This window comes from Kribbella sp. NPDC020701 (genome assembly GCF_055562215.1).
This window is the reverse complement of record NZ_JBVHFT010000075.1, coordinates 1-1,112: the sequence shown is the minus strand read 5'-3', so window position 1 is coordinate 1,112 and position 1,112 is coordinate 1. Positions and strand designations below refer to the sequence as shown.

Sequence of the window (1,112 nt, the reverse complement as noted above, 5' to 3'; positions counted from 1 at the left end):
ATGCTCGTGGTCCGCCCGTAGCCGTCCATCCGGTACGTCGTCACCGACGGCGTGGACCCGTTGACATCGGTGACGGTGGCGACGATGTCCTTCGCCGCCGACCCGTCCGGATCGGCGTAGGAGAACGTCGTGTTGTTATTTCGGCGATCGGTGTAGCTCTTCGGCCACGACGCGTAGGTCGAGTTCTCCGTCGACGTGTAGTACTGGACCTTGGTCTCGGCGTTGCGCGGGTCCTTGACCGAAATCAGCTTGGTGTTGCCGTTGTTCGAGGTGTCGGAGTACGCGAACTGGAACGCCTTCACCGGCGCACCCGCCCCGAACGTCGCCGTCGCCGGATCGAACGCACCGCCGTCCTCGAGCTTGATCAACTGGTGCGAACTGTTGTAGCTGAGCTTCAGCGCCCGCCCGGAGATGTCCCGGATCCACACCAGCCCGGAGGTGTTGTAGCCGAACGTCAGGACCTGCCGGTTGCGGGAGTCGGTGACCGTCGTCAACCGGCCGGAGCTGTCGTAGCTGAACGACATCGTGTTGCCGTTGCGGTCCACCACCGACGTCTGCCGGCCCGTGTCCTGATTGAAGTAGAACCGCGTGCCGTCCGGCCGGGTGAACACCCACTGGTGTGCCGCGTCGGCGGTCAGGTCACGCGTCAAGTCCAGGCCGACACCGGGCGGCCGGGTGTAGGTCAACAGGTTCGCCGTCTCGGTGGCGAGCTTGTAGGTGTGGGTCGTGCCGTCACCGTCGACGAACGTCATCAAGTTGTTCACGCTGCCGCCGGTCGGCACCGACAGCTCACTGCCCAGCCGGGTCAAGGTCGCCGCCTGGACGGAGAATCCGAACCCGGCACCTGGGTCGGTGCCGTCCATGCTGTTGTACGCGAGCCGGACGAACGCCGACGGCCCGATCGACGGGTTCGACAGCGCGTCGTAGGACCAGACCGCGTTGCCGCTGTACAGGTTCGTCAACAACTGCGACCCGCCGCCGGTCTCCTCACCGGTATAGGACAAGAACTTCTCCAGCCCCAACTGGTTCGAGCCCGGGTCCTCGACGTAGCGATCGACACACAAGAGACCAGTGGTCATGACTGCACAGCCTTGCGTGGGCTCAGTGGTATT

The 1,112-nt window shown here is 64.6% G+C and carries 1 pseudogene; it reads right to left on the bottom strand.

Going from position 1 to position 1,112, the window contains the following annotated elements:
• A pseudogene (locus tag ACZ3HV_RS44590) lies at positions 1-1,079 on the bottom strand (hypothetical protein); the annotation flags it as partial.
• Positions 1,080-1,112: the final 33 nt, after the last annotated feature.